Annotated in this window: 20 protein-coding genes and 1 pseudogene; 9 read left to right on the forward strand and 12 right to left on the reverse strand. The window is 69.0% G+C overall.

The annotated features are described in order from the left end of the window. Positions 1 to 2: 2 nt before the first annotated feature. The 6 genes and pseudogenes from F1642_RS00200 to F1642_RS00225 form a co-directional block, all read left to right on the forward strand. Positions 3 to 1145: pseudogene (locus tag F1642_RS00200) on the forward strand (glycosyltransferase); the annotation flags it as partial. 33 nt (positions 1146 to 1178) lie between these two features. Then, positions 1179 to 2588, forward strand: a complete 1410-nt coding sequence (gene cysS, locus F1642_RS00205) for a cysteine--tRNA ligase (RefSeq protein WP_194885146.1) — start codon at positions 1179 to 1181, stop codon at positions 2586 to 2588. Beyond that, positions 2585 to 3355, forward strand: a complete 771-nt coding sequence (locus tag F1642_RS00210) for a squalene/phytoene synthase family protein (RefSeq protein ID WP_194885147.1) — start codon at positions 2585 to 2587, stop codon at positions 3353 to 3355. The genes cysS and F1642_RS00210 overlap by 4 nt, the downstream gene beginning before the upstream one ends. An 84-nt stretch (positions 3356 to 3439) precedes the next feature. Further along, positions 3440 to 4312 carry an ABC transporter permease gene (locus F1642_RS00215; protein WP_194885148.1) on the forward strand — a complete coding sequence of 291 codons (873 nt, stop codon included), beginning with the start codon at positions 3440 to 3442 and terminating at the stop codon, positions 4310 to 4312. Beyond that, a complete protein-coding gene (locus F1642_RS00220) occupies positions 4309 to 5121 on the forward strand; it encodes an ABC transporter permease (protein WP_194885149.1) in 813 nt (270 codons plus the stop codon). Before F1642_RS00215 ends, F1642_RS00220 begins: the two co-directional genes overlap by 4 nt. A 14-nt stretch (positions 5122 to 5135) precedes the next feature. Then, the gene (locus F1642_RS00225; RefSeq protein WP_046000357.1) at positions 5136 to 6236 is read left to right on the forward strand and encodes an ABC transporter ATP-binding protein; all 1101 of its coding nucleotides are present in this window, start codon (positions 5136 to 5138) and stop codon (positions 6234 to 6236) included. Positions 6237 to 6249: 13 nt separating this feature from the next. Here the strand turns inward: F1642_RS00225 and F1642_RS00230 are convergent, their stop codons facing one another. Genes F1642_RS00230 through F1642_RS00255 form a run of 6 tightly spaced genes read right to left on the reverse strand, consistent with a single transcriptional unit; the run spans position 6250 to position 11410 of the window. Then, positions 6250 to 7578 carry a cytochrome P450 gene (locus F1642_RS00230; protein ID WP_370582726.1) on the reverse strand — a complete coding sequence of 443 codons (1329 nt, stop codon included), beginning with the start codon at positions 7576 to 7578 and terminating at the stop codon, positions 6250 to 6252. After that, positions 7575 to 8738 (reverse strand): hypothetical protein, encoded by a 1164-nt coding sequence (locus tag F1642_RS00235; RefSeq protein WP_194885150.1) that lies wholly within the window; start codon positions 8736 to 8738, stop codon positions 7575 to 7577. The genes F1642_RS00230 and F1642_RS00235 overlap by 4 nt, the downstream gene beginning before the upstream one ends. A gap of 59 nt (positions 8739 to 8797) precedes the next feature. Continuing rightward, positions 8798 to 9481, reverse strand: coding sequence for a M48 family metallopeptidase (locus tag F1642_RS00240; protein ID WP_045981511.1), 684 nt, complete (start codon positions 9479 to 9481; stop codon positions 8798 to 8800). A 5-nt stretch (positions 9482 to 9486) separates the two neighbouring features. Further along, complete coding sequence (locus F1642_RS00245) at positions 9487 to 10068, reverse strand: DedA family protein (protein WP_194885151.1); 582 nt, start codon at positions 10066 to 10068, stop codon at positions 9487 to 9489. Then, positions 10065 to 11246 (reverse strand): VWA domain-containing protein, encoded by a 1182-nt coding sequence (locus F1642_RS00250; RefSeq protein WP_194885152.1) that lies wholly within the window; start codon positions 11244 to 11246, stop codon positions 10065 to 10067. Before F1642_RS00250 ends, F1642_RS00245 begins: the two co-directional genes overlap by 4 nt. Further along, positions 11246 to 11410, reverse strand: a complete 165-nt coding sequence (locus F1642_RS00255; protein WP_164871398.1) for a hypothetical protein — start codon at positions 11408 to 11410, stop codon at positions 11246 to 11248. Before F1642_RS00255 ends, F1642_RS00250 begins: the two co-directional genes overlap by 1 nt. A 124-nt stretch (positions 11411 to 11534) precedes the next feature. Between F1642_RS00255 and F1642_RS00260 the strand changes: the two genes are divergently transcribed. Continuing rightward, positions 11535 to 13133: a GMC family oxidoreductase gene (locus F1642_RS00260; protein WP_194885153.1), complete on the forward strand. Its 1599-nt coding sequence runs from the start codon at positions 11535 to 11537 to the stop codon at positions 13131 to 13133. Here F1642_RS00260 and F1642_RS00265 read toward each other — a convergent pair. From F1642_RS00265 to F1642_RS00285, 5 genes are all read right to left on the reverse strand, one after another. After that, a complete protein-coding gene (locus F1642_RS00265) occupies positions 13130 to 14434 on the reverse strand; it encodes a GH1 family beta-glucosidase (RefSeq protein ID WP_194885154.1) in 1305 nt (434 codons plus the stop codon). The two genes, F1642_RS00260 and F1642_RS00265, sit on opposite strands and share 4 nt — an antisense overlap. Before the next feature lie 72 nt (positions 14435 to 14506). Continuing rightward, positions 14507 to 15322, reverse strand: a complete 816-nt coding sequence (locus tag F1642_RS00270; RefSeq protein WP_369799418.1) for a metal ABC transporter permease — start codon at positions 15320 to 15322, stop codon at positions 14507 to 14509. After that, the gene (locus F1642_RS00275; protein ID WP_046000161.1) at positions 15319 to 16179 is read right to left on the reverse strand and encodes a metal ABC transporter permease; all 861 of its coding nucleotides are present in this window, start codon (positions 16177 to 16179) and stop codon (positions 15319 to 15321) included. The genes F1642_RS00270 and F1642_RS00275 overlap by 4 nt, the downstream gene beginning before the upstream one ends. Before the next feature lie 67 nt (positions 16180 to 16246). Continuing rightward, entirely contained in the window at positions 16247 to 17119 is an 873-nt protein-coding gene (locus tag F1642_RS00280) for a manganese/iron ABC transporter ATP-binding protein (RefSeq protein WP_194885155.1), read from the reverse strand. Beyond that, entirely contained in the window at positions 17112 to 17987 is an 876-nt protein-coding gene (locus F1642_RS00285; RefSeq protein ID WP_194885156.1) for a metal ABC transporter solute-binding protein, Zn/Mn family, read from the reverse strand. The genes F1642_RS00280 and F1642_RS00285 overlap by 8 nt, the downstream gene beginning before the upstream one ends. 97 nt (positions 17988 to 18084) lie before the next feature. On the opposite strand from F1642_RS00285, the gene F1642_RS00290 reads away from it, so the two are divergent. Together F1642_RS00290 and F1642_RS00295 are read left to right on the forward strand one after the other, a co-directional pair. Next, positions 18085 to 18501: a Fur family transcriptional regulator gene (locus F1642_RS00290; RefSeq protein ID WP_046000164.1), complete on the forward strand. Its 417-nt coding sequence runs from the start codon at positions 18085 to 18087 to the stop codon at positions 18499 to 18501. Beyond that, the gene (locus tag F1642_RS00295; protein WP_194885157.1) at positions 18501 to 18857 is read left to right on the forward strand and encodes a YigZ family protein; all 357 of its coding nucleotides are present in this window, start codon (positions 18501 to 18503) and stop codon (positions 18855 to 18857) included. The genes F1642_RS00290 and F1642_RS00295 overlap by 1 nt, the downstream gene beginning before the upstream one ends. 25 nt (positions 18858 to 18882) lie before the next feature. On the opposite strand, the gene F1642_RS00300 is transcribed toward F1642_RS00295, so the two are convergent. Continuing rightward, complete coding sequence (locus F1642_RS00300) at positions 18883 to 19860, reverse strand: zinc-binding dehydrogenase (RefSeq protein ID WP_194885158.1); 978 nt, start codon at positions 19858 to 19860, stop codon at positions 18883 to 18885. Between the last annotated feature and the right edge of the window lie 69 nt (positions 19861 to 19929).

Consider the following 19929-nt stretch of genomic DNA (forward strand, 5'->3'; position numbering starts at 1 on the left):
AGGTCCTGGCCCTGACGGATGAGAACAACCAGCGGCCCAGCCCGATCCGGACCCTGCGCTACAAGGCGCCGGCGGCGGTGCAGACCGACAGCGCCCTGGGTCGGACCTATGCGGACCATGCGGAACGCGGCCTGCTGGCGGCGCGGGGCGCGCGTGCGCTGCGCGACCGGCACGGGTTTCACCCCGACATCGTCATCGGCCATCCGGGCTGGGGAGAGACGCTGTTCCTGAAGGACATCTGGCCCCACGCGCGCCTGCTGGTCTATGCCGAGCTGATGTACCGCACCCGCGGCCACGATGTGGGCTTCGACCCCGAGATCAGCCCCGACCGGGACGAGGTGCGCTTCATGACGGTCGCGCGGTCGGCGCATCTGGTCCAGGCGATGGTGCAGGCCGATGCGGCCATCGCGCCCACCCGTTATCAGGCCGACAGCTTTCCGCCCGAGCTGCGCGGCAAGATCACCGTCATCCATGACGGCATCGACACCGCCCGCGTGGCCCCCGATCCCGTGGCCCGCCTGACCCTTCCGGGCGGCACGATCCTGCGCGCGGGGGACGAGGTGCTGTCCTTCGTGTCCCGTTCTCTGGAGCCTTACCGCGGGTTTCACGTGCTGATGCGGGCATTGCCCGACGTGCTGGCGGCGCGCCCCGACGCGCAGGTGGTCCTGGTCGGCGCCGAGGGCACCAGCTATGGCGCCAAGCCGCGCGATGCGAACAGCTGGAAGGACAAGCTGCTGGCAGAGGTCGGCGCCCGGCTGGACCTGTCGCGGATGCATTTCCTGGGCCGCGTGCCCTATGGCGACTATCTGTCGCTGATGCAGGTGGCGCGGGTGCATTGCTATCTGACCTATCCGTTCGTGCTGTCCTGGTCGCTGACCGAGGCGATGGCGGCGGGGGGGTACGTCGTGGCGTCCGATACCGATCCGGTGCGCGAGCTGATCACCGACGGGGTGAACGGGCGGTTGGTGCCGTTCTTTGACGGGGCGGCCCTGTCGGCGGCTCTGATCCGCGGATTGGAGGGCGATCCGCAGGCGGCGGCGATCCGCAAGGCGGCGCGGGCCACGATCCTGGGGGGCTATGATCTGGCGTCGCAATCGCTGCCGCGCCAGATTGCCTGGGTGGAAAGCCAGGGCGCGATGCGATAGACCCTTGGCCACGCTTGCCAAAAGGGCCGCATCATGACGCAGATCAGGCTGACCAACACCCGCACCCGCCGCAAGGAGGAGTTCGTCCCCATCGACCCGGCCAACGTGCGTCTGTATCTGTGTGGACCCACCGTCTATGACCGCGCCCATCTGGGCAATGCCCGGCCGGTCCTGGTGTTCGACCTGCTGGTGCGGCTGCTGCGGCATGAATACGGCGACCGTGCGGTCACCTATGTGCGCAATTTCACCGATGTCGACGACAAGATCAACGCCGAGGCGCAGCGCCGCCGTGCGGCCGGTTCCGACCTGTCCCTGGAGGCGCTGATCGCCGAGCGGACCGAGGAGACGATCGGCTGGTATCACGCCGACATGGACGCGCTTGGCGCGGCTCGTCCGGACCACGAGCCGCGGGCGACCGCCTATGTCGGCCAGATGATCGCGATGACCGCCGACCTGATCGCCAAGGGCCATGCCTATGAGGCCGAGGGGCATGTGCTGTTCGACGTGCGGTCCTTTCCCGACTACGGCACGCTGTCAGGCCGTTCGGTCGACGACATGATTGCGGGCGCGCGGGTCGAGGTGGCACCCTTCAAGCGCGACCCGATGGATTTCGTGCTGTGGAAGCCGTCCTCGGACGACCTGCCGGGCTGGGACAGCCCCTGGGGCCGGGGGCGTCCGGGTTGGCACATCGAATGCTCGGCCATGTCGGCGGCGCTGCTGGGGCCGCATTTCGACATCCACGGCGGCGGCATCGACCTGCAATTCCCGCACCATGAGAACGAGATCGCGCAGAGCTGCTGCGCCCATCCCGGCGCGGGTTTCGCCAATGTCTGGCTCCACAACGAGATGCTGCAGGTCGAAGGCAAGAAGATGTCCAAGTCCCTGGGCAACTTCTTCACCGTACGCGACCTGCTGGACCGGGGCGTGCCCGGCGAGGTGATCCGCTTCGTGATGCTGTCCACGCATTACCGCAAACCGATGGACTGGACCGAGGCCAAGGCGCAGGAGGCCGAAGCGGTGCTTCGGCGGTGGCATGGGCTTGTTGCGGGCATCGAACCCGCAACAAGCCCGGCACCCGCGCTGATCGAGGCGCTTGCCGATGACCTGAACGCTGCGGGTGCCATCGCCGCGTTGCACGACCTGGCGGGTCGGGGGGACGCGGAGACGCTGTTGGCATCGGCCCGGATGCTGGGCCTGCTGCTGCCGGGCATGGGCGATTGGGCCCAGGCCGATGCCGGTGCGGCGGGCCAGATCGAGGCGTTGCTGGCGGCGCGACTGGCGGCGCGCCAGGCCCGCGATTTCGCCCGCGCGGATGCGATCCGCGACGGGTTCGCGGCGGCGGGCGTCGAGGTTAAGGACACGGCCAAGGGGCCCGAATGGTCGCTGGCCGCGGGGTTCGATCCGGCACGACTGGCCGATCTGGCGCGGACCCACGGCACATGACCCTGGAGGCCTGCACCGAGGCGCTGCGCCAGCATGACCCCGACCGGTTCGGCGCGGTGCTGGTGGCCGAGGCGGCGGACCGTCCGGCGCTGGTCACGCTCTATGCGCTGAACCTGGAGATCGCCCGCGCGCCGTTCCAGTCGGCCGAGCCGATGCTGGCCGAGATGCGGCTGCAATGGTGGATCGACCGCCTGGACGAGATGGGGCAGGGCACCGCGCCCCCGCTGCACGACGTGCTGACGCCCCTGTGGGAGGCCTGGGGGACCGATGCAGGCGCCCTTTCGCCCCTGGCCGAGGCCCGGCGCAGGGATTGCGAACGCCAGCCCTTTGACGGGCCGCAGGCGGTGCTGGCCTATGTCGACGCGACGGCGGGCGCGCTGATGTGGACCGCCGCGCGCCGCTGCGGCGCGCCCGAAGGCACGCGAGAGATCGTGGCCCATCAGGCCCGCGGTGCCGGTCTGGCCGCGTGGCTGCGCGCGCTGCCGCAATTGCAGGCAGTCCGGCTGGGGCTGGAACCGGCCCGCCCCGAAGACGCGCTGGCCTTGGCGGAACAGGCGCGCGACGGGCTGCGCATGGCGGCGCGGATGCACCGCAAGCTGCCGCGCCGGGCGGCGGCTGCGCTGTATCCCGGGCCCCGCGTGCCGCGCCTGCTGTCCGAGATCATGGCCGGGCGCACCGATCCGTTCGAGGCCACCACCGCGATCACGCCGTTTCAGCGGCGCGCATCGCTGGCGCGGCTGGCGCTGACCGGGCATTGGTGGCGCTAGGCGGGCCAGAAACCTCTTTTCCTCGCGCGCGGCCTGTGACAGCAATTGCGAAAGGCCCGGCGGGGCGGACGGAAGGGGATCGCCATGGCAAAGGCCAAGTTCGACGACCAGGCACGGGCCGGGCTGTCGCTGATCGCGCCGCCGTTCCTGTATGCGCTGGTGATCCTGGCGGCGCCGCTGCTGACCATTCTGGCCTACAGCTTCCTGACCGACGGCTATCTTGAGATCATCCGCGACTTCACGCTGGACAATTACACCCAGGTGCTGACCGACCCGATCGTGCGGACGGTGATGCTGCGGTCGCTGGTCGTGGCGGCCATCGTGACGCTGGCGACCGTGGTGATGGCCTTTCCGGTCGCCTATTACGTCAGCTTCTGCGTGCGGCCCGAAAAGAAGGCCATGTGGCTGTTCCTGATCACGATCCCCTTCTGGACCAGCTATCTGATCCGGGTGTTCCTGTGGAAGGTGATCCTGGGGTACAACGGGGTCATCAACTCGTCCCTGACGGGGCTTGGCATCATCGACGCGCCGCTGACCTTCATCCTCTACAACACAAACGCGATCGTGCTGACGCTGGCCCATGCCTATGCGCCCTTCGCGATCCTGCCGATCTTCGTCGCGCTGGAGAAGATCGACCGATCCCTGCTGGAGGCCGGGCGCGATCTGGGCGAAAGCCGGCTGATGACCTTCTGGCGGGTGACGCTGCCCCTGGCGATGCCGGGCGTCATCGCGGCGGTGCTGATCGTCTTCATCCCGACCATCGGCGACTATGTCACGCCCGAGGTCATCGGCGGCGGCAAGATCCCGATGATCGCCAACCTGATCCAGGTCCAGATGCTGGCGCTGGACAACCGGCCCCTGGGATCGGCGCTGGCGGTGACGGCCATGGCCATCGTAGCGGTGGTCAGCCTGGTCTTCCTGTTCCTCAACCGTCGTTTCCTCAAGGTGCGCCAATGAACCGCCAGGGACGCGGCCTGCAGGCCTATGCCATCTTCTATCTGCTGTTCCTGTATGCGCCGATCATCCTGCTGCCGATGTTCGCGTTCAACTCGGGCACGATCATCGCCTTTCCGCTGCAGGGGGTGACGACCGACTGGTTCCGGCAGATGTGGGCCGACGCGACGCTGCGCCGGGCGCTGACCAATTCGCTGACGGTGGCGGTGGCCTCGTCCATCCTGGCCACCTGCTTTGGCATCTTCGCGGCGCGCGCCTCGACCCGCTTCGTGTTTCCGGGCAAGGGCGGGATGATGGGGTTCATCATGCTGCCCATGGTCCTGCCCGAAATCATCGTGGCCATGTCGCTGCTGGTCGTGCTGCTGGGCATGGGGGTGCAGCTGTCGCTGATGACGGTCATCGCAGGGCACACACTGATCTGCATGCCCTATGCCATCGCCGTGCTGACCACCGCCTTCTCGTCGCTGGACCGCAGCCTGGAGGAGGCGGCCTATGACCTGGGCGAGACGAAATGGGGCGCGTTCCGTCTTGTCACGCTGCCCCTGGTCATGCCGGGCATCATCAGCGCGCTGCTGATCAGCTTCACCATCAGTTTGGACGAGTTCATCCTGGCCTTCTTCCTGGCGGGGAACGAACCGACGCTGCCCACCTACATCTTCAGCCAGCTGCGTTTTCCGCGCGCGATCCCCGTCATCATGGCGTTGGGCACGGTGCTGGTGATCCTGTCGATCGTCCTTCTGGCGATCGGCGAATATTTCCGCCGCCGGGGCAATGCCCGCATCGGCGGCAAGCCCACCGGAGGGTTGATGTGACCGAAGCCAAGCCGATGATCGAATGTCAGGGCGTCCACAAGTATTACGGCGACTATCACGCGCTGCGCGGGATCGACCTGACCATCCGGGCCGGAGAGTTCTTTTCCCTGCTGGGCCCGTCAGGCTGCGGCAAGACCACGCTTCTGCGCACCATCGCGGGCTTCGAGGACATCAGCGACGGCGCCATCCTGATCGGCGGCAAGCGCATGGAGGAGGTGCCCGCGAACAAGCGGCCCACCAACATGGTGTTCCAGTCCTATGCCATCTTCCCGCATCTGACCGTCGCCGAGAACGTGGCCTTCGGCCTGCGCCGCGATCCGCGCAGCAAGGCCGAAAAGGCCGCCGCGGTCGAGGAGGCGCTGGCCATGGTCGGCCTCAAGGGATACGGCGCGCGATCCGCGCATGCCCTGTCGGGCGGCCAGCGGCAGCGGGTGGCACTGGCCCGCGCGCTGATCCTCAAGCCCAAGGTGCTGCTTCTGGACGAGCCGCTGTCCGCGCTGGACCGCAAGATGCGCGAGCAGATGCAGGTCGAGCTGATCAAGCTGCAGCGGCAGGTCGGCATCACCTTCGTCCTGGTCACCCATGACCAGGAGGAGGCGCTGGTCATGTCCGACCGCATCGCCGTCATGTTCGAGGGCGAGATCGCGCAGCTGGACGGCCCCGAGGCGCTGTATGCCCGCCCGGCCACGCGCCGGGTCGCGGATTTCATCGGTGTGATGAACTTTCTGCCCGCCACGATCCTGTCCGAGGCGGGCGGCACGGTCACCGTCGATGTCGCGGGCCTGGGTACGGTCGAGCTGCCCGAACGTCAGGTCAGTCGCGCCAATCCCGACGATGCAGGTGCCGTGATCGGTTTCCGCCCCGAGACGATGACCCTGGTCGGTCCGGGCGCGACCCACACGCAGCCGCGCGAGACCAACGCCACCATCGACGAGGTCGTCTATTACGGCGACATGACCTATTACGACCTGCGCCTGGACGGCGTGGCGCGGGGCGACGGCAAGTCGCGCACGGTCCGCATCTCGATGCGCAACGTCTTTGGCCGCGACGTGCAGGAGGTCGGCACGCGAACCCGGCTGGCCTGGTCGCCCGGATCGCTGGTTCTGTTCCGCTGAGGCGCGCGGCGCCTTAGCGCGGCGTCACCCTGACCCAGATCCCGTCGCGCGCCCGGATCGTCAGCCGGGCGATGGGCATCGGCTGGCGGTCGGTCACCTCCAGCCGCCACCGCGCTGTGATCGCAGCCAGCATCACCACCCCCTCGATCATCGCCAGCCCCGCGCCGGGGCAGGCGCGCGGCCCGGCCGAGAACGGCAGGAAGGCCGCGCGGGCGCTGGCCTTGCCTTCCGGCGTGTCCCACCGGGCGGGGTCGAAATCATCCGGCCGGTCCCACAGCCGGTTGTGCCGGTGCAGATGCCACGGAGAGATGACCAGCTGCGCCCCGCGCGGCACGGGACGGTCTCGGAACGTCTCGGGGGCGGTGGACTCGCGCACAAACATCGCAACGGCCGGATACAGGCGCAGCGCCTCGCGGAACACGGCACGCGTGGCACGCAGCCCACCGACGCTGGCGAAGTTGTCCAGGGTCGCGGCCTCTGCGGCGACGCGGTCCTGCCAGTCAGGATGCGTGGCCAGCAGCCACAGCGCCCAGGCCAAGACCGAGGCGCTGGTCTCATGCCCGGCCAGGAACATCACTGCGACTTGGTCGATCATCTCGGCTTCGGAGAACGGCGTGCCGGTGTCGGGGTCTGGGGTGGTCATGATCCGCGTGGCCAGATCGTCGGGTGCGGTGCCCGTCGCGATGGCCCCGCGACGCGCGCGCACCAGATCGCCGATCAGCCCGCGGATGCGCGCGGCGGTGGCGCGGGTGCGGCGCGAATGCGGTCGCGGCATCCAGGCGGGCAGGGGCAGCAGGGCCGCCAGGTTCACCAGGGGTTGAGCGGCCTGATGGTCGCGGAACGCCTCGAACACGTCGGACGCAATGCGGTGTTCGACGGGCATAGAGAACAGCGTGCGAAAAATCACGTCGGCGGCGGCATGGGCGGCCTGCGGCTCGATGTCCTGCACCCCCGGCGCCAGCCGCTGGCTGGCCGCGCGTGCGGCGGCCAACACGGCGGGAAAGCTGTCGCGAAGGCGACCGCCGTCAAAGGCCGGGTCGATAATGCGCCGCTGGCGCGCCCAATCCGCGCCATTGGAGATGAAGACCCCATTGCCCAGAAGCGGCGCCAGACCCTCGCGCATGCGGTTCGATTTCGGAAAGTCGCCCGGTCGCTCCTGCAGGATCAGCCGGATCAGCGCCGGGTCGTTGCAGAAGAAGCTGTGGATGACCGGACTGCGGAATTCCGCCATCCACGCGCCGTACAGGCGTTCCGGCAGCGCGCCCAGCAGGTCGCGCCTGAACCCGCGGATCAGCCCGCGCAGCGTCCCGCGCCCCTCTGCGCCCTGGGGGCGGGGCGTCACCGCGCGCCCACGGGCCGGGTGATCCGCCCCGGCGACGGCTTGCGCCCGGCGAACCGCTGCGCCAGCGTCCGCGGCCCGGCGGTGATCGCGAAATAGTCGTAATCGCCCGGCCGATCAAAGGCGCACAGATACTGGAAATGCAGCTTGAACCATCGGTTCTTCAACGCCGCCTGCCGGTCCGGCGACAGCGTGTGCGTGAACGCCGCCGAAATCACCAGCGGCCAGCGCTGGTCCGGGCCGGCCTGTCCGCAGACCGCCACCGGATCGCACAGCGCGAAACAGCAGGCATCGCCCGGCGCCGTCACGTCCAGCCAGAACAACCCGTCGCTGCGCGCAAGCCAGCCCAGATCGTCGCGCAGCCGCCCGGCATCGGGCAGGAACGCCGCCATCGGCACCACATGCCCAAGCGTCAGCAGCGACAGGGCCGGGCCGGGGTCGGCACGTTCGCGCAGCAGATCGGCCATCACCGACACCGCCAGATAGGCGCCCGAGGAATGGCCGACGACCAGCACCTCGTCCGGTCCGTCGTCCAGGATCGCCATCAGGCGGGCGCGGAACTGGGCCAGCCGGTCCTCCAGCGCGGGGGGATAGGCGCCGCGATGGCGCGCGGTGAAGGCGTAATCGTGCATCAGGTAATAGGCGAACAGCCGGTGATCCAGCCGCCGCCCCAGGACCAGCACGCCCCAGGCCACCGCCAGCCCCACGGGCAGGCCCGGCCAACTGCCGACCAGCCACGCCGCCAGCCCCCCAGCCAGCAAAGCCAGCGCCAGCTGTGCCAGCAGCACCGCGATGGGATAAAGCGCCGCGATGACCGGCCCGCGCCGCAGACGCATCAGCCGCGACAGGGTGCCCGTCGCGATGTAGGTCCAGGACGTCCGCGCCAGCTGTGCGAACGTCCCCGCGATGCCCTGCCGCATCGAGGCCTGCACTATGTCGGACCACAGCGCGACCTCGATCACGGTGGTGGTGTCGCGACCCTCGACCCGGCCGTGGACGGCCCAGGCAAAGCCCTGCGCCTGCGCCTTGGTGATGCGCAGCCGGTGGCCCGAAATCCGCGCCTGATCCGCGGCCTCGCGCCGATACAGTTCGCGATAGCGGCGCGGCGGGATGGGGTCGAAACCCGGCAGGTACAGGATGTGGCGGCGGAACGGTGCGGTCATGGGGGCCCTTGACTGTCCGGCACCACCTTAGGTGGAAATGCCGCCGCGGCAAGACCCGGTCAGCCGCGCCAGCGCGCCTCGTGCGCCTCGATCGCGGCAATGCGGCGGGCGGCGGGGGGGTGGGACAGGAACCATGCGGGGGCGCCTGCGCCGCCGCTGCCGGTCAGGCGGTCCAGCTTGCGGAACAGCGATTTCTGCGGGGCGGTGCCAAGGCCCGCCTTGATCATCAGGGCGCTGGCGAAGCGGTCGGCCTCGAACTCGTCCTGGCGCGACAGGCGGGCGGCGACGGCGGTCGCGATCAGGTTGGCGATCCAGGCGCCGATGCCCGGCAGGATGCGCCCCAACACCCCCGCCAGCGCCATGCGGATCGCGTTCTGGCCCGCGAAATCGATCATCCGGCGGCGCGAATGGCCCAGGCTGACATGGCCCAGTTCGTGCGCGATGACGCTGGCCAGTTCCTCGGGCGTGACCTCTTCGGCGTCCAGCTTGCGCAGAAAGCCGCGGGTCAGGAAGATGCGCCCGTCGGGGGCGGCAAGGCCGTTCACCGGCTCGATCTCATAGACATGGGCGCGGATCGGGGGCAGGTCCATCGCGCGGCCAAGCCGGTCCAGCATGGGCGTCAGGCGCGGATGGGTCAGGGGCGTGGCCTTCTGGTTCAGCTCCTGGCGCAGACGCCATGCGGAAAAGAACCACATCGCGACCAGGTACAGCGCCAGCAGGATGAAGGGCAGGTAACGCATCATGGCCCTTATATGGCGGCGCCGGACCGCCGATGCCAGAGCCTGCGCCCCGCCCAGATTGCCGCAGCCAGCACCGCGGCCGCCGCAAGTGCCTTGAGCGCCGCGGCCTCGTCCCCGCGAAAGCCGCGCCCGGCCAGATGCCCCGCGCCCAGATGCAGCGTGGCCCAGATCGCCTCTCCGGGGACCGAGGCGGCCATGAACCGCGCCAGCGACAGCCCCGCGGCCCCGGCGACGTAGTTGGTGGCCGGACCAAGCGGCGTGACCAGCCAGCGCGACAGGAACACCGCTCCCGCGCCGCGCCGGGCGATCAGCGCCTGCGCCCGCGCCAGGATCGCCCCCCGCCTGCCGCGCATCAGCCACGGCCGCATCCGGCGCGCCAGCAGGAACGCCGCCGCGTCGCCCGCGCTGGCCCCCAGCACCGCGCCCGCGCCGATCAGCCCCAGGTCCAGGTGCCCGGTCCCCGTCAGCGCCCCCGCCGCCACCAGCACCGCCGAGGTCGGCACCGGGACCATCATGCAGGACAGGAACGCCATCGCCCCCACCAGCCACGGCCCCCAGACCGGCAGCAGGGCCATCAGCTGGGCGATCATCCCAGCACCCGCATGGCGCGCGTCAGCCCGTCCAGCGTCAGGGGCAGCATCCGGTCGGGAAAGACCTGCTGCACCATGCCGATGGACTGGGTGTATCCCCAATGCGCCTCGGGGACGGGGTTCAGCCAGACATGGTCGGGCCAGGCCCCGGCAAGGCGCTGCAGCCAGACCTGCCCGGATTCGGGATTCCAGTGTTCGTTGGCCCCGCCCGGCACCGCGATCTCGTAGGGCGACATCGATGCGTCGCCCACCACGATGCATTTGTAGTCGCGGCCATAGCGGTGCAGCACGTCCCAGGTGGGCGTCTGCGCGTCCCACCGGCGGCGGTTGTCGGTCCAGACGCCTTCGTACAGGCAGTTGTGGAAGTAGAAATGCTGCATGTGCTTGAATTCGGCGCGGGCGGCACTGAACAGCTCGTCCACGACGCGGATATGGTTGTCCATGCTGCCGCCCACGTCCAGGAACAGCAGCACCTTGACCGCGTTGCGCCGTTCGGGCCGCGTCTGCACGTCGATATAGCCGTGATCGGCGGTGGCGCGGATCGTGCCGGGCAGGTCCAGCTCGTCCGCGGCGCCGTGGCGGGCCCATTGGCGCAGGCGCTTCAGCGCGACCTTGATGTTGCGGGTGCCCAGTTCGGCGGTGTCGTCGAAATCGCGGAACTCGCGCTTGTCCCAGACCTTGACGGCGCGGCGGTGGCGGCTGCCGTCCTGGCCGATGCGCACGCCTTCGGGGTTGTAGCCATAGGCGCCGAAGGGCGAGGTGCCCGCGGTACCGACCCACTTGTTGCCGCCCTGATGGCGCCCCTGCTGTTCGGCCAGCCGCTTGCGCAGCGTATCCATCAGCGCCTGCAGGCTGCCCAGGCCTTGGACCTGCGCCTTTTCGTTGTCCGACAGCAGCTTTTCGGCCAGCTTCTCAAGCCACCCTTCGGGCAGGGCGCGGGGGTCCAGCAGGTCGCCGACATCGACCTGCTCAAGCCCCGAGAACGTGTCCGAGAACGCGCGGTCGAAGCGGTCGATATGGCGTTCGTCCTTGACCAGCACCAGCCGGGCCAGGCCGTGGAACCCCTCGACCGTCATGCCGTCCAGGCCGGCGCCCATGCCCTCCATCAGATCCAGCCATTCCCGCAGCGAGACGGGAACCCCGTGCCTGCGCAGATTGTCCAGAAAGGGCAGGAACATCAGCTCATCCGATGAACGATGATCGTGGCGACAACGCCGATCATGGCTAAGCCAAGCGCAAAGGCCACCGCATACTGGATGCGGTCGGCGCGCGTGCCGCCCAGCTGGCCGGCGCGACGCCAGCCCAGGATGGCACCGATGATGACGGCTGCGATGACGATCATGACGGTCCTTCCCGTGGCACCCAAGGCCCCCAGCAGATACCGTGCCCGGCCCCCGCCCGCAACCGCGACCGCTTGTCCCCGCGCGGCCGTGCCACTAGCGTCGCCACCGGGACGGAGGATCGGCATGCAGGATTTCGGGGATTACGACTATATCATCGTGGGCGCGGGCTCGGGCGGGTGCGTGCTGGCGAACCGGCTGTCGGCCGATCCCGCGAACCGGGTCCTGCTGCTGGAGGCGGGGGGGCATGACAACCGCTTCTGGGTGCATGTGCCGGTGGGCTATCTCTATGCGATGGGCAACCCGACGCTGGACTGGTGCTATCAGACAGAACCGGAACCCGGTCTGAACGGGCGGCGCCTGAACTATCCGCGCGGGCGCGTCCTGGGCGGGTGTTCGTCGATCAACGGCATGATCTACATGCGCGGGCAGGCGGCCGATTACGACCGCTGGCGGCAGATGGGCAACGCGGGCTGGTCCTGGTCCGACGTGCTGCCGCATTTCCGCGCGACGGAGCGCCATTACGAACCGGCCTGCGACATCCACGGCGACCAGGGCGAATTGCGGGTCGAACAGCAGCGGCTGCGCTGGCCGATCCTGGACGCGGTGGCCCAGGCCGCGCAGGAGCTGGGCCTGCCCGCCAACCCGGACTTCAACCGGGGCGACAACCTGGGCGTCGGCTATTTTCCGGTCACGCAGCGCAAGGGCATCCGCTGGAACGCAAGGAAGGCCTTCCTGAACCCCGCCCGCGGCCGCCCCAACCTGCGGATCGAGACGGATGCCCAGGTCCTGCGCCTGCAGATGGACGGCCGCCGCGTCACGGGCGTCCTGTTCGACCAGCACGGCCAGCGCCGGCTGGCGCGCGCGCGGGGCGAGGTGATCCTGGCCGCCGGCGCGATCAATTCGCCCGCGCTGCTGGAGCTGTCGGGCATCGGACAGCCGGACCGCCTGGCGGCCCTGGGCATCGCGCCCGTCCATGCCCTGCCGGGGGTGGGCGAGAACCTGCAGGATCACCTGCAGCTGCGCACCGTGTTCCGCATCCGCGGCGCGCGGACGCTGAACGACCGGGCGCGGACGATCTGGGGCAAGGCCGGCATCGCGCTGGAATACGCGCTGCGCCGGACGGGGCCGATGGCGATGGCGCCCAGCCAGCTGGGGATATTCGCGAAATCGTCCGATGCGTTCGACACGCCCAACATCGAATATCATGTGCAGCCGTTGTCCCTGGGCAAGTTCGGAGACCCGCTGGACGATTTTTCGGGGCTGACGGTGTCGGTCTGCAACCTGCGGCCCGAAAGCACGGGGTCCGTGCACATCACCGCGCCCGATCCCCGGACGGCGCCCGCCATCGCGCCGCGCTATCTGACGACCGAGGGCGACCGACAGGTGGCCATCGACAGCCTGCGCCATGCGCGCCGCCTGATGGCGACCGCCCGCATGGCCGAATTCGCGCCCGAGGAGCACAAGCCGGGCGCGCATCTGCAAAGCGATGCCGATCTGGCGCAGGCGGCGGGAGAGGTCGGCACGACCATCTTCCACCCGGTCGGCACGACGCGGATGGGGTCGGACCCGATGGCCGTGGTCGATGCGCAGCTGCGCGTGCACGGGCTGTCGGGCCTGCGCATCGCCGATGCCGGGGTGATGCCCGCAATCGTGTCGGGCAACACCCATGCACCGGTCACGATGATCGCGGACAAGGCGGCGGGGATGATCCTGGTGCGTTAGGTCAGCATTTCGCGGAACGCGTGCCAGCTGGCCTTGGGGGTCCGCACCATCGTGTCATAGTCCACATGGACCAGGCCGAAGCGCGGGCCGTATCCCCAGCCCCATTCGTAATTGTCCAGCAGCGACCAGTAGAAGAACCCGCGCACGTCCACGCCCTGATCCATCGCCGCCTTGGTCGCGCGCAGGTGATCGCCGATGAACCGGATGCGGGCCTGATCGTCGGTCGGCACCTCGGAGGCCATGCCGTTCTCGGTGACATACAGCGGCAGGTTGCCGGTGTGGTCGCGCGCCAGGCGGGTCAGGAATTCGGTCAGGCCCTCGGGGCGGATCTCCCAGTCCATCTGGGTCTTGGGCAGGGGGCCGGGCACCTCGGAGGCGTGGGGCCACAGCCCGTCGTTCCGGGTGTACAGGCGCCGGGTGTAGTAGTTGACCCCCAGCCAGTCCAGCGGCTGCGCGATCAGGTCCATGTCATCCTGCCAGCGGTCTGGCAGATGCGGCCCGATCCCGGCCAGCGCGGCGTCCGGGTATCCCTGGCCCATCAGCGCGCGGATGAACCACTGGTTATAGATTGCGTCCTGCGTCTCTGCCGCCTGTTCCGCCTGTTCCGCCTCGGCGGAGTTGTCGGCGGGGTGGCTGGTCTCGAAGTTCAGCACGATGCCCAGGTTCGTGGCGCCATCGGCGCGCAGCGCCTGCATCGCGGTGCCATGTGCCAGCAGGACATGGTGCATGGCGCGGCTGGCGGCACGGATGTCACGCAGGCCGGGGGCGTGGTGGCCGAGGAAATGCGACAGCCAGGCGATGCACAACGGCTCGTTCAGGGTGGCGGCCGATGCCACGCGGTCCCCGATGCGGGCGTTGATCGTGGTGCACAGGTCCGCGAAACGCTGCGCGATGTCGCGGTTCTGCCAGCCGCCCTGCGACGACAGCGCCGCGGGCAGGTCCCAGTGGTGATAGGTCAGGAAGGGTTTCAGGCCGCGTTCCAGCATGCCGTCGACCAGCTTGTCGTAGAAATCCAGACCATCGGGGTTCACCGTCACCCCGTCCGGCATCACCCGCGCCCAGGAGGTCGAAAAGCGGTAGCCGTCAAATCCTGCGTCGCGGATCAGGTCCAGGTCCTGCGGCCACAGCCGCAGGTGATCGCAGGCGCGGCTGCCGTCGCTGTCATCCATGATGTTGCCGGGCGTGGCGGCAAAGGTGTCCCAATGCGACGGGCCCGCGCCGGCCGTGCCCTCGATCTGATAGGCCGAGGTGGCGGCGCCGAAGGTGAAACCTGCGGGAAAGTCGGTGCGGGGCGGCAGCATGGGGGATCCTCCTGATGGCGCAACCATGCTGGCATGTCCGCGCGGGGCGGGAAAGGGGTCAGGCGCCGCCGTTCACGCGCGCGGCGCCATCTGCCGCCAGGCAAAGGCCAGAACGAAGACCGCGGTCAGGATCACGATGATCGTGGGGGCGGGCGCGCTGTCCAGCCAGAAGCTGGCCCAGATGCCTGCCAGGCTGGCCGCGACCGCGATGACTGTGGCCAGCGCCATCATCACGGCCAGCCGGCGGGTCAGCAGGAAGGCGATGGCGCCGGGCGCGATCAGCAGCCCCACGGCCAGGATGATCCCAACCGCCGACAGCATCGCCACGACCGAGGCCGCGATCATCGCCAGCATCCCGTAATGCAGCCAGCCCACCCGCAGCCCCGACACCCGCGCCTGCACCGGATCGAAGGCCAGCAGCGCGAAGTCCCGCCATTTCAGCAGGAGCGCCAGCGTCACTGCGGCGGCGATGGGCAGGGCCTGGGCGAAATCGCCCGGCCCGATGCCCAGGATGTTGCCGAACAGGATATGGTCCAGATGCACGCCGGGCGGAAAGACCGTGAAGAGGATCAGCCCGACCGCGAACATGCCCGCCATGACGACGCCAAGCGCGGTGTCGGACTTGATGCGGCTGTTGGCGTCCAGCCAGCCCGAGGACAGCGCGCAGACCATGCCCGCCGCGAAGGCCCCGACCAGCAGGGGCAGGCCCAGGGCATAGGCCAGCACGATGCCTGGCAGGACCGCGTGGCTGATCCCGTCGCCCATCAGCGCCCAGCTCTTGAGGACCAGGAAGCAGGACAGCAGCGCGGCGGGGACCGCGACGATCACCGCGATCAGCGCCGCGTCCGCCATGACGGGAAAGGTGAAGGGCAGGATCAGCGCGTTCACGGCTGCGCCCTGACGGCATCGCGGGCGCGGCGGCGCGTGGCGCACAGCCCGTGTGTGGGGGCGAAGACGAAGGCCGCCAGGAAGATCAGCGTCTGCAGCGTCACGATGATACCGCCCGTGGCCCCATCCAGGAAGAAGCTGGCATAGGCGCCGATTGCCGAGGTCGTCGTGCCGATCACGACCGAGATTACGATCAGCCGCGGAAAGCGGTCGGTCAGCAGATAGGCCGTGGCCCCCGGCGTCACCACCAGGGCGATGACCAGGAAGGCGCCGACGGTCTGCATCGCCGCCACGGTCGAGGCCGCCAGCAGGGTGAAGAACAGCGCCTTCATGCGGTTCGGATGCAGGCCGATGGTGCGGGCGTGGACCTCATCGAAGAAGACCACCATCAGGTCGCGCCACTTCATCAAAAGGATCGCCAGCGAGACGCCCGAGATCAGCACCAGTTGGATCACGTCGCCCGGCGCGATGGCCAGGATGTTGCCCATGGTGATCGCCTGAAGGTCCACCGCGACCGGGTTCAGAGACACCATGAACAGCCCGATGCCGAAGAAGCCCGTGAAGATCAGCCCGATGATCGCGTCCTGTTTCAGCCCCGTGCGGGTGTTCAGGAACAGCATGGTCAGCGCTGCAAGCCCTCCCGACAGGAACGCGCCAAGCGCGAAGGGCAGGCCCAGCATATAGGCCCCCGCCACGCCCGGCACGATGGAATGGGACAGCGCGTCGCCGATCAGGCTCCAGCCCTTGAGCATCAGATAGGCTGACAGGAACGCGCAGACGCCGCCGATCAGGGCCGAGACCCAGATCGCGGTCGTCATGTAGCCATAGGTGAAGGGGGTCAGGGCCAGCTCGATCATCGGGCGTCGCGCGCGGGGGTTTTGCACCCCCGCACCCCCGCAGGGTATTGGGGCAAAGGAGAAACGCTCATGCGCCGCCCCCTGTCCGGTGACGGTCGTCGTAGAAGATCAGCGGGCGTTCGTCGTCGGTGAAGACGTCCACGTTGCGCGCGTCGGCGTCGTCATGCAGGTCGGTGCCGCCCAGCATGAAGTGGCGCAGCGTGCCGCCAAAGGCCTGGCGCAGGTTGGCGGGTGTGAAGGTCGTCTCGGTCGGGCCGAAGGCCAGCACCGTGCCTTTGACCAGCACAACGCGGTCGCAATATTCGGGGACCGAGCCCAGGTCATGGGTCGAGACCAGCATCACCCTGCCTTCGTCGCGCATCTGGCGCAGAAGCGTGATGATCGTCTGTTCGGTCTGCACGTCGACGCCGGTGAAGGGTTCGTCCAGCAGGATCACCCGCGCCTCCTGCGCCAGCGCGCGTGCCAGGAAGACGCGCTTCTTCTGGCCGCCGGACAGTTCGCCGATCTGGCGGGTGGCGTAATCGGTCAGTCCGACGCGGGCCAGTGCGTCGGTCACCGCCTGTCGGTCGGCAGGGCGGGCGCGGCGCAGGAAGCCCATATGGCCGTAGCGGCCCATCATCACCACGTCGCGCACCAGCACGGGGAAGGTCCAGTCGACCTCCTCCGCCTGTGGGACATAGGCGACCAGATTGCGCGACAGGGCCTGGCGCACGGTCAGGCCCAGGATGCGCACCTGACCCGTGGCATGGGGCAGCAGGTCCATCAGCGCCTTGAACAGCGTCGATTTTCCCGCGCCGTTCACGCCGACCAGCGCGGTCACCGAACCCTGCGGCACGGTGAAGCTGGCCTGCGCCAGGGCGCGGTGGCCGTTGCGATAGGCAACCGTCAGGTTGCCGACCTCGATGCCCAAGGGGTCGCGCTGGGTCTGAGGGTCAGCCATCGGCCAGCGCGTCCACGATGGTCTGCGACGTGACCCGCAGCAGGTCCAGATAGGTGGGCACGGGCCCGTCCGTGTCCGACAGGCTGTCCACATAGAGGACGCCGCCATAGTCGGCCCCGGTCTCGGCTGCGATGCTGCGCGCTGGACGGTCCGAGATGGTGCTTTCCGAGAAGATCACCGGCGCGCCCGTGTCGCGCATGGCGTCGATCAGGGCGCGGACCTGCTGGGGCGTGCCTTGGCCCTCGGCGTTGATGGGCCAGAGATACATCTCGGTCAGGCCGAAATCGCGGGCCAGGTAGCTGAAGGCGCCTTCGGAGGTGACCAGGAAGCGGCGATCCTCGGGCAGGGCGCGGGCGGCGTCGCGCAGCGGGCCCACGACATCGGCGATCTGCTGCTTGTAGTCGTCCGCATTCGCGGCATAGGCGGCGGCATTGTCGGGGTCAGCCTGGGCCATCGCGGCGGCGATGTTGTCGACATAGATCTGTGCCGAATCCAGCGCCATCCAGGCATGGGGGTTCGGCTTGCCCTCATAGTCGCCGCCGCGGATCGGCATCGGCTCGATCCCGTCGCTGACGGCGATGATGGGCACGTCGCCGGCACGGTCCAGGTATTGCTGCGCCCATCCGTCCAGGTTCAGGCCGTTGACCAGGACCAGATCGGCATCGGCGATGCCGATGATGTCGCGGGGGCTGGGCTGATAGTCGTGGATCTCCGCCCCCGGCGGCGTGATGGAACGCACCTCGGCCAAGTGGCCGCCAACGTTGCGGGCCATGTCGGCGATGATGGTGAAACTGGTGGCGACCTGCAGCTGGTCGGCGGTCGCATGGGTCGGGATCAGGAACAGGAACGGCGTCAGGAATCGATACATCGCATCCTCCAATGCCCCTGTTATCTGCGAACGGTTCGCAACTGTCAACAGTTGAGAACCAGTTGCAACTGGACCCCGGCTGCGGCAGAATGCGCGCATGACCAGACGACGTGCGGACAGGTTGGAGCAGGCGTTGCGGGATGCGGGGGTCCGCGTCACGCGCCAGCGCGCGGCGCTGCTGCAGGTGATCGCCGCGGCTGACGACCACCCCGACGCGGCCGAGTTGCATGCCCGGGCGGTCACCGCCGGGGCGGGGGTGTCGCTGGCCACGGTCTATCGCACGCTGACGACGCTGCAGGCGCAGGGTGTGATCGAGAAGCTGGAATTCCAGGGCGAACCCGCCCGCTGGGAGGCCGCCGACCAGCGCCACCACGACCACATGATCGACGTGGACAGCGGCGAGGTCATGGAGTTCACCAACGAACGGATCGAGCGCCTTCAGGCCGAGATCGCCGCCGAGATGGGATATGACATCGTCCATCACCGGCTGGAGCTGTATGTGCGGCGGCGCTGATGCAGGTGTTCGACAAGATCATCAGCGACCGGGGGTCGCGCTATGCGGTGTCGGGCGGGCCTGCCACCGACCGGGCGGCGGTGGCCGCGATGCTGGCCGAGCTGACGCGGGTCAAGCGGTTCCAAAAGGCCACCCATCACAGCTGGGCCGCCATCTTGGGCGGACAGGGCGTCAAGGATGATGATGGGGAAAGCGGCGCGGGGCAGCTGATCCTGCAGATGCTGGAACGCGCCGGCCTGCAGGATCATGTGGTCATCGTCACGCGCTGGTACGGCGGCAGGCATCTGGGCGGGGACCGGTTCCGGCATGTCGCCGATGCGGTGCGCCATTACCTGCGCGAGACGGGGGCGGGCTGACCCGGCGACGGGTCACCCCCTTTGGTCAGGGCCGGAACATCACCTTGCCGGTGCGGCCCGGCGTCAGGGCGGCGGTGACGGCCTGGGTCGGTTCGTCCAGTCCGAAGGTGCCGCCCGCGGTCAGGTCCAGCTTGCCGTCCATGACCAGCCCGATCAGTTCGCCGAACATGCGCTGGCGATCCTCTGCCGGGGTGGCGGGCATCACCTTGGCACCCCAGAAGCCCTTGACGGACAGGTGCTTGAAGATGATCGGCCCGGCAGGCAGCTGCAGGTCCTCTCCGGTGGTCGAGCCGAAGGTGACCAGCAGCCCCTCGGTCCCCAGCAGGTCGACCAGCCCGGCCGCGACCGCGCCGCCCACGGAATCGACCGCCGCGCGGGCGCCGTCCTTGCCGATGATCGCGCGGGCCTTGGCCACCCAGTCCGGGTCGCTGGTCGAGATGACGTCGGTCATGCCCATCGCGGTCAGCTCCTCGACCGCTTCAGGGCGGCGGACCAGGTTCAAGAGGCGCACGCCGCGCGACTGCGCCAGCACGGCCATGATCTTGCCCACCGCGCCGTTGGCGGCGGTCTGGATCACCCAGTCACCGCGCGACACGTGCAGGAATTCCAGCAGCGTGATGGCGCTGAAAGGCATGGCGATCAGCTGGGCCGCGGCCGCGTCGGGCATCTCGTCGGGGACGGGGATGGCGCCGGCGGCCTGGGCCACGGCGTATTCGGCCCAGGACCCCTTGAGGCCCGCGACGGCGACGCGGCGGCTCTTCAGGGCGGGGTCGACGCCGGGGCCGGTCTCCTCGACGATGCCCACGGCCTCGCTGCCGGCGGTGGCGGGCAGGTCGGGACGCACGCCGTAATTGCCGCGGATGGTCCACAGGTCGTGATTGTGGATGGGCGACAGAAGCACGCGGACCAGCAGCTCGCCGTCCTGCGGGGCGGGACGGTCGGTGTCGGTCGACTGCAGCACGTCGGCGGGTTCGCCGAAGCGGTCATGGGTGACGCTGCGCATAAGATATCCTTTCGGTCCTGTTCGTTGCAGCTGACCTAGGCATTGCCCCCTGCCGTTGCCAGTGCCGGC

This window comes from Paracoccus sp. NBH48, from assembly GCF_015390265.1.
GTDB classification, from domain to species: Bacteria; Pseudomonadota; Alphaproteobacteria; order Rhodobacterales; family Rhodobacteraceae; genus Paracoccus; species Paracoccus marcusii.